Below are 7,800 nucleotides of genomic sequence, written 5' to 3' on the forward strand. Positions count from 1 at the left end.
CGGGGGCGGCCAATGGGGGGGGGAGGGGGGCGGGTGGGGCCGGAGCCCCGCCGGGGCGCGCCCCGGCGCCGGCCGTCGACCGGATGTCGCCCAGCACACGGTCGACCTCCCCCTCGAGACCCTCGTGCGTGGCGATGACCGAGTACCAGGTGCCCTGCCCTCCCTCGAAGCGATCCGACCAGGCACCCGGTGCGCGGATCTTGCGGCCTTCGGCGTACGAGCCGGTGAGCGCGTCGACCTGGCGCACTTCGGAGATGCGGGAGAGCGCGAGCGCGCGCTCCTCGATCACACCCGGTGCGGCACTCGGGTCGAGTACCTGGATCGCGTCCATCTCCTCGGCAGCGAAGTTGTCCCTGATGTCCTGCTGGACGACTCGGCTGGAGGTCGATGCGGGCAGTACCCGCTCGTCGGGGGTGCCGAAGGTCAGGCCGAGCGCGGGCGCGGAGACCGTGAGCAGCACGGCAAGCGCCGAAACCCCGTACAGAACAGGGCGTTTCATCATCCGTAGCGCCATGCGCCGCCACCACCCGCCGGCCCGTGGAGCCTTGCGCCGGGCGATCCGGTGGCCCAGCCTGGCGAGTGCGGCGGGCAGGATCACCAGGGCGGCGAACACCGAGGTCAGCACGGTGCCGATGCCCGCGTACGCGAAGGAGCGCAGGAACGGGAACGGGAAGAGCAGCAGGCAGGCCAGGGACACGATTACGGTCAGACCGCTGAAGGCGACGGTGCGCCCGGCGCGTACCACCGACTCCCGTACGGCAGCGGGCACTTCGGCGCCGGATGCCAGCGCCTCACGGAAGCGGTTGATGACGAACAGGCTGTAGTCCACGCCGAGTCCGATGCCCATGACGAGCGTGAGATTGGCCGCGAAGGTCGAGACGTCGGCGAAGAGGGTGACGATCCGCAGCAGCGCCAGCGTCCCGATGACCGAGAACAGCCCCATGCCCAGGGTGAGCGCGGCCGCCGAGAATCGGCGGTAGAGGGCGAAGAGCAGCAGGAGCACCAGCGGGATCACGATCAGCTCGGCCCGCAGGAAGTCCGCACGAGCCTGCTCGGCGGCCTGCCGGAACACCTCGTCGCCGCCACCGACCCGGACCTCGACCAGCTCGCCGTCCCGGGTGAACTCCGGGGAGAGCCTGGCCAGTTCCGCCCGCGCCTCGGTGACCGTGCCCGCCATCCGGGCGATCACCAGCGCCTGCCGGGCGTCCTCGGCGCGCATCACCGGTGAGTTGCCGCGGCTCCAGTACGAGGCGGTCTCGGCCACCCCGTCCTGCGCGGCCAGCTCCTTCTCCAGCTCCCGCCCGGCCTCGGCGACCGCGGGAGTGTCGACGGTGCCTTCCTTGGCGGTGACCATCAGGAGCACCGACGGCGTGCCCGTGCCGAACTCCTCCTCGAGCAGAGCCCGTGTCCGCACCGACTCAGAACCGGGGCTCTCGAAACGGCTGAGGACGAGCTTGTCCATGGTGCCGGCGGCGAGGACGAGGGCGAGGAGGGTGAGGACGACACTCGCCCACAGCGCGCGGCGCGGACGGCGGGCGAGGGCGGACCCCAGGCGGGCGAGGGGATCGCGAGGTTGCACGGCAGGTCTCCTGTACGGGAGCGGGCCCCGTGGACACGGGAACGGTGGGCCCACCTTCGACCGTGCCGCTTCCAGGACCGCTGGAAGATCCGCCGGAAGGACCACGGGAGAGTCGGGAACTGTCAGTCGTCCACCGGGCGTTGAGATCCTGAGACCCAAGACACCGGCGACCAGGGGGAGCGATGTCCGGAGTCCTGCTGCGTGAACGCCCCGGCGGCCACGACTGCCGTGCACATCCCGAGCGCTCCTCGGTCACGCTGCTCGGTCCGTTCACCGTGCACCGCGCCGGCCTGAAGGCCGCCCTGGGCCCGCCGAAGCAGCAGGCTCTCCTCGCGGTCCTGCTGCTTCAGCCCGGACGCACCCTGGGGCTGCGGCAGCTGACCGATGCCCTGTGGGGCGAGCGGCCGCCCGCGCACACCAAGAATCTGCTGCAGAAGTACCTGTCGGGCCTGCGTCCCGCGCTCGCGGATCACGGGATGACGGTGGAGTGGACCGGGGCCGGGTACCGCCTCGACCCGGGCGGTGCCTGCGTGGACCTGTACGCCTACGACCGGCTGACGGCAGCCGCCCGGACGGCGCTGGCCGCGGACGAACCGGCCGAGGCGGCGCGGCTGCTCGACCAGGCGCGGGCCCTCAAGAAGGGCCCGCTGGCGGAGGGTCTGGACGCACCGCTGCTCGACCGGGAGCGGACCTTCACCCGGGCACGGCTGCTCGTCGACTTCGAACTACGCGCCGGGATCGAGCTCGACCTCGGCGGGCACCGCGAGGCGATCCCGTATCTGGAGTGCCTGGTGCACAGCCACGGCCTGCACGAACGTTTCGTATGGCTGCTGATGCTGGCGCTGTACCGGGCCGAGCGGGGCGGTGAGGCCTTGGCGGTGTACCGGGACCATCAACGCAGGGTGGCCGCGGAGCTCGGGGGCGAGCCGGGGCGGAGCCTCAAAGAGCTGCAGCTCTCGATACTGCGCCAGGATCCGGCCCTGACCCCGCTCTCCACGGCTCAGGCCCGACCTCTCAGAGCCGCTCGATGATCGTCACGTTCGCCTGGCCGCCGCCCTCGCACATCGTCTGCAGCCCGAACCGCCCGCCCGTGCGCTCCAGTTCGTGCAGCAGCGTGGTCATCAACTTGACGCCCGTGGCGCCGAGCGGGTGGCCGAGGGCGATCGCGCCGCCGTTGACGTTGACCTTGTCCGGGTCCGCGCCCGTCTCCTTGAGCCAGGCGAGGACCACCGGGGCGAAGGCCTCGTTGATCTCGACCAGGTCGATGTCACCGATCGACATCCCGGACTTCTTCAGCGCGTACGCCGTCGCCGGGATGGGCGCGGAGAGCATCCGGATGGGGTCCTCCCCGCGTACGGACAGGTGATGGATGCGGGCGCGCGGGGTCAGTCCGTGCTCCCGTACGGCCTGTCCGGAGGCGAGCAGCATCGCCGCCGCACCGTCCGAGACCTGCGAGGAGCAGGCCGCCGTGATGGTGCCGCCCTCCATGACGGGCTGCAGTCCGGCCATCTTCTCCAGGGAGGTGTCGCGGCGCGGGCCCTCGTCCACGGTCACGTCCCCGTAGGCGACGGTCTCGCGGGCGAAGCGCCCCTCGTCGATGGCCGCGAGCGCCCGCTGATGCGAGCGGAGCGCGAACTCCTCCTGGTCACGTCGCGTGATCCCCCACTTCGCCGCGATCAGCTCCGCCCCGTGGAACTGGTTGACCGGCTGCTTCCCGTACCGCTGCTGCCAGCCCACCGACCCGTGGAAGGGACCGTCCGTGAGCCCGAGCGGCTCGCCCGCCTGACGGGAGGCGAAGGCGATCGGGATCATCGTCATGTTCTGTACGCCGCCCGCGACCACCAGGTCCTGGGTCCCGGACAGCACACCCTGTGCGGCGAAGTGCACGGCCTGCTGCGAGGAGCCGCACTGCCGGTCGATCGTCACGCCCGGCACCTCCTCGGGCAGCCCGGCCGCCAGCCACGCGGTGCGCGCGATGTCGCCGGCCTGCGGTCCGACCGTGTCGAGGCAGCCGAAGACCACGTCCTCGACGGCGGCGGCATCGACGCCCGAGCGCTCCACGAGCGCCTTGAGCACATGCGCGCCGAGATCCGCCGGATGCACCTGGGACAGTCCGCCCTTGCGGCGCCCCACCGGCGTACGGACCGCTTCGACTATGTAGGCCTCGGCCATGACAACTCCCCAATCACGAAAGTGCGTTACTCACGTACGGCGATTCCGTCCAGGACCATCGACAGGTACTGCCGGGCGATCTCCTCCGGGCTGTGCTGCCCGCCCGGCCGGTACCAGGACGCGGCGACCCATACGGTGTCGCGCACGAAGCGGTACGTGAGCCGGATGTCCAGGTCGGAGCGGAAGACCTGGGCGGCGACCCCGCGCTCGAGCGTGCCGAGCCACGCCTTCTCGAACTTCTGCTGCGACTCGACGAGATACGCGAAGCGCTCCTGCTGGGCGAGGTGCCGCGACTCCTTCTGGTAGATCGCGACGGCCGCGCGGTGCCGGTCGATCTCGCGGAAGGACTCGGTGACGAGGGCCTCGATGGTCTCGCGCGGACCGAGCCCGGCGGCGAGCACCTCGTCGTATCCCTGCCAGAGTTCGTCGAGGAAGGAGGAGAGGATCTCGTCGAGGATCCCCTCCTTCGAATCGAAGTGGTAGTAGAGGCTGCCCGCCAGCATGCCCGCCTCGTCGGCGATCTTGCGGACGGTCGTGGCGTTGTAGCCCTGCGCGGCGAACACCTCCGCGGCGGTCGCGAGGAGTTCACCACGGCGGGCGGGCGACGGGGTCACGTTCTTGCTGTCGTTCTGCTTCGGCACGCGTTCATTGTCCGCCTCCCGTCGAGGGCCTACGCATGCTGGCTGCTGACGGAGACGACTTCCCCGGTCATGTACGAGGAGTAGGGGCCCGCCAGGAACACGATCACGTTGGCCACCTCCCACGGCTCGGCGTACCGCCCGAAGGCCTCGCGTGCGGTCAGCTCCTCGAGGAGCTCCGGCGTCGTGACCTTCACCAGGTGCGGATGCATGGCGAGGCTGGGCGAGACGGCGTTGACCCGCACCCCGTACTCGGCGGCCTCGATCGCGGCGGTCCGGGTGAGTGCCATGACGCCCGCTTTCGCGGCCGCGTAGTGCGCCTGTCCGGCCTGGGCGCGCCAGCCGATGACGGAGGCGTTGTTGACGATCACCCCGCCGGAGCCGGAGTCCTTGAAGTGCCGCAGGGCCGCGCGTACGCAGCGGAAGGTGCCGTTGAGCGTGACGTCGAGGACTCGTGACCACTGCTCGTCGGTCATGTCGACCAGGGCCGAAGTCCCGCCGAGTCCGGCGTTGTTGACGACCAGATCGAGTCCGCCGTGGCGTTCGGCGGCGTACGAGAACAGCGCCTGCACCTGGCCCTCGTCCGTCACGTCGCACGGCAGCGAGGCCACGCGGTCGGCCCCGAACTCCTTGGCCAGTTCGGCCTCGGACTCGGCGAGGCGGCGCTCGTGCGCGTCGCTGATGACGACGGACGCGCCCTCTTCCAGGAAGCGTCGGGCGGTCGCGCCCCCGATCCCCGCACCGGCGGCCGCGGTGATCACGGCGGTGCGCCCTTCGAGGAGCCCGTGGCCTTTCACGTACTGCGGCTTGCTGCCGGTCCCAGGCTTGTTGTCAGTCACAGCGGGAGGCTAACCTACCAAACACTTGTTAGGGAAGGGAGTTGGGCGGCCCGTGGACCTGGACGCATCACCCGAAGAGCAGGCGTTCCGTCAGGAGGCGAGGGAGTGGCTGCGCGCGAACGTCCCCTCGCAGCCGCTCATGTCGCTGGAGACGGAAGAGGGCTTCGCCCAGCACCGCGCGTGGGAGCGGCGGTTGTCCGATGACCGCTGGTCGGTGGTGTCCTGGCCCGAGGAGTACGGGGGCCGGGGCGTGGACATCTTCAAGTGGCTGATCTTCGAGGAGGAGTACTACGCGGCCGGCGGGCCGGGCCGGGTCTCGCAGAACGGCATCAACCTCCTCGCCCCCACGCTCCTCGACCACGGCACCCCGGAGCAGAAGCAGCGCATCCTGCCGTCGATGGCGAGCGGTGAGGTGATCTGGGCGCAGGCCTGGTCGGAGCCGGAGGCGGGCAGCGACCTCGCCTCGCTGAAGTCCCGCGCCGTGCGGACCGACGGGGGCTGGCTGCTGAGCGGCCAGAAGACCTGGTCGTCGCGGGCGGCGTTCGCGGACCGTGCCTTCGGCATCTTCCGTACGGACCCGGCGGCGGACCGGCCCCACCGCGGCCTGAGCTACCTGATGTTCGACCTGCGCGCCCCCGGCGTCACCGTCCGCCCGATCGGCCGCCTGGACGGCAAACCCGCCTTCGCGGAGCTCTTCCTCGACGAGGTCTTCGTACCGGACGAGGACGTCATCGGCGAGGCCGGCCAGGGCTGGCGTATCGCCATGTCGACCACGGGCAACGAACGCGGGCTCACGCTGCGCTCCCCCGGCCGCTTCATGGCGGCGGCGGACCGTCTCGTCGACCTGTGGCGCGAGCAGGGGAACCCCGCCGACACGGCCGTCAGGGACCGGGTGGCGGACGCGGTGGTGGGCGCCCGCGCGTACCAGCTGTTCACGGCGGCCAACGCGTCCCGCTTCGCCGCCGGGGAGACGATCGGCGCGGAGTCCTCCCTGAACAAGGTGTTCTGGTCCCAGTACGACATCGCGCTGCACGAGACCGCCCTCGATCTCCTGGGCGCGGACGGCGAGTTGGCATCCCATGACGGGCCGTACGACTGGGCCGAGGGCTATGTCTTCTCGCTCGCGGGCCCGATCTACGCGGGCACCAACGAGATCCAGCGCGACATCATCGCCGAGCGGCTGCTCGGCCTGCCGAAGGGACGGCGGACATGACGGGCACACGCTTCCTCCTGGACGACGAGCAGCGCGAGTTCGCCCGCAGCCTGGACGCGATGCTGACGGCGGCGGACGTCCCCGCGGCCGTACGGTCCTGGGGCGCCGGGGACTTCACGGCCGGCCGGGCCCTGTGGTCGCGGCTCGCGGACGCGGGCGTCTTCGCGCTCGCCGTACCCGAGGCGTACGAGGGAGTGGGGCCGCTGCCCGTAGAACTGGCCGTCGCCTACGTGGAGTTGGGCCGCCACGCCGTACCGGGGCCGGTCGTGGAGACCGCGGCGGGGGGCGGGGGCCCGGCCGGGGGCCGGCGCTGCGCGCCCCCCCACCGGGGCCCCCCGGGCGGGCCGGGGGGGGGCGGGGGGGCCGGCGGCGCCCCCGGGCCCCGGGGCGGCGCCCGGCGCCTGCCCACACGCCAAGCGGCTCCTGCCGGGCATCGCCGCCGGTTCCGTGATGGCGACGGTCAAGGCGCCGGGCGGCCCGTACGCCCTGGACGCGGAGGCCGCGGACCTCACCGTCACCTTCGCGGACGGCGGCCTGCACACCTGCACCGGACACGGCCCGGCTCACCGCTCGGCCGACCCCGCCCGCCGGCTGGCCGAACCGGGTGCGCCCGCCGAACTCCTCACCCAGGACCGCGCCGCCTTCGCGGCCACCGACTCCTGGGGCACGCTCGCCGCGGCCGCGCAGGCGCTCGGGGTGGGCCGGGCGCTGCTCGACCGCACGGTCGCGTACGTGAAGCAGCGCCAGCAGTTCGGCACCGAGATCGGCACGTTCCAGACAGTGAAGCACCAGCTCGCGGACACGCTGGTGAAGCTCGAGTTCGCGACCCCGCTCCTGTACGGCGCGGCCCTGACGATGACCCGCGCCGACCTCGCCGCGGCCAAGCTCACGGCCTCGGAGGCGGCGTATCACGCCTCGCGCACGGCGCTCCAACTGCACGGCGCGATCGGCTACACCGAGGAGCTCGACCTGTCCCTGTGGATCCGCAAGGCGCAGGTCTTGCGCACGGCTTGGGGCTCACCCAGTGCGTGCCGGAAGCGGGTGCTGGCCTGAGCGCCACCGGGCCCTTCAGCTTCGGGCGGCAGTCACCAGCTCCGCGAGCGATTCCCGGGTGAGCGCGAGCCGCTCCATCTCCTGGTCCACACGCGAGAGTTGCTCGAGCACCAGCGGGCTCAGGCACGGCTCGATCTCCTGCTCGCTGCCGCAGACGCACTCGATGATCTCCGCGATGATCCGCGTGGAAAGCCCGGCGTCGATAAAGCGCCGGATCCGCCGGACCGTCGCGGGCGCCTACGCCCCGCTCACCCCCCGGGCCCCGGGGGGGCGGGGGGGCGCGCGGGGGGCCCGCTCCCCCTGGGG

General features: G+C 72.0%; 7 protein-coding genes and 1 pseudogene. 4 read left to right on the forward strand and 4 right to left on the reverse strand.

Annotation, left to right across the window (positions count from 1 at the left end; all coding sequences use genetic code 11):
* The coding region (locus JAO81_RS26815) for an MMPL family transporter (protein ID WP_199550507.1) at positions 1 to 1,579 on the reverse strand (1,579 nt) is incomplete at its 3' end.
* Between the two features lie 182 nt (positions 1,580 to 1,761).
* On the opposite strand from JAO81_RS26815, the gene JAO81_RS26820 reads away from it, so the two are divergent.
* A complete protein-coding gene (locus tag JAO81_RS26820; RefSeq protein ID WP_199550508.1) occupies positions 1,762 to 2,610 on the forward strand; it encodes a BTAD domain-containing putative transcriptional regulator in 849 nt (282 codons plus the stop codon).
* On the opposite strand, the gene JAO81_RS26825 is transcribed toward JAO81_RS26820, so the two are convergent.
* The 3 genes from JAO81_RS26825 to JAO81_RS26835 are packed head-to-tail and all read right to left on the reverse strand — an operon-like array spanning position 2,594 to position 5,228.
* Positions 2,594 to 3,751, reverse strand: coding sequence for an acetyl-CoA C-acetyltransferase (locus JAO81_RS26825; RefSeq protein WP_199550509.1), 1,158 nt, complete (start codon positions 3,749 to 3,751; stop codon positions 2,594 to 2,596). The genes JAO81_RS26820 and JAO81_RS26825 overlap by 17 nt on opposite strands.
* 26 nt (positions 3,752 to 3,777) lie before the next feature.
* On the reverse strand, positions 3,778 to 4,365 hold the full coding sequence (locus JAO81_RS26830) for a TetR/AcrR family transcriptional regulator (RefSeq protein WP_199550551.1): 588 nt from the start codon (positions 4,363 to 4,365) through the stop codon (positions 3,778 to 3,780).
* A gap of 56 nt (positions 4,366 to 4,421) precedes the next feature.
* Positions 4,422 to 5,228, reverse strand: coding sequence for an SDR family oxidoreductase (locus JAO81_RS26835; RefSeq protein WP_199550510.1), 807 nt, complete (start codon positions 5,226 to 5,228; stop codon positions 4,422 to 4,424).
* 52 nt (positions 5,229 to 5,280) lie between these two features.
* Between JAO81_RS26835 and JAO81_RS26840 the strand changes: the two genes are divergently transcribed.
* From JAO81_RS26840 to JAO81_RS42770, 3 genes and pseudogenes are all read left to right on the forward strand, one after another.
* On the forward strand, positions 5,281 to 6,441 hold the full coding sequence (locus JAO81_RS26840) for an acyl-CoA dehydrogenase family protein (protein ID WP_199550511.1): 1,161 nt from the start codon (positions 5,281 to 5,283) through the stop codon (positions 6,439 to 6,441).
* Positions 6,438 to 7,494, forward strand: a pseudogene (locus tag JAO81_RS26845) (acyl-CoA dehydrogenase family protein). The gene JAO81_RS26840 and the pseudogene JAO81_RS26845 overlap by 4 nt, the downstream one beginning before the upstream one ends.
* A 58-nt stretch (positions 7,495 to 7,552) precedes the next feature.
* A partial coding sequence (locus JAO81_RS42770; protein ID WP_233415960.1) for a hypothetical protein occupies positions 7,553 to 7,800 on the forward strand: 248 nt, incomplete at its 3' end.

This window comes from Streptomyces sp. N35 (assembly GCF_016464295.1).
In the GTDB taxonomy this organism is placed as follows: domain Bacteria; phylum Actinomycetota; class Actinomycetes; order Streptomycetales; family Streptomycetaceae; genus Streptomyces.